The organism is Staphylococcus sp. HMSC62B09, assembly GCF_001839115.1.
Lineage (GTDB): Bacteria > Bacillota > Bacilli > Staphylococcales > Staphylococcaceae > Staphylococcus > Staphylococcus haemolyticus.
In genome coordinates this window covers 1-214 of sequence record NZ_KV840135.1, presented here as the reverse complement: position 1 = coordinate 214, position 214 = coordinate 1, and the positions used below count along the sequence as shown (strand labels likewise).

Sequence of the window (214 nt, the reverse complement as noted above, 5' to 3'; positions counted from 1 at the left end):
TATGAATGTGATGATTGTTCAGAATGTCCTCTGAAAAATCAATGTATGAACTTCAATTCAAAAACAAACAAAAAAATAATGAAGAATTATAACTGGGAATATTTTAAATCCCAAATTAACAAAAAGCTTTCAGAACCAGAAACAAAAAATATCTACAGTCAAAGAAAAATTGATGTGGAACCTGTTTTTGGATTTATGAAGGCTATTTTGGGTT

Annotated in this window: 1 protein-coding gene; it reads left to right on the top strand. The window is 27.6% G+C overall.

The window, feature by feature from the left end; translation table 11 throughout:
* Positions 1-214, top strand: a 214-nt coding sequence (locus HMPREF3265_RS06150; protein ID WP_141744509.1) for a transposase, incomplete at both ends; no start/stop codon positions are given.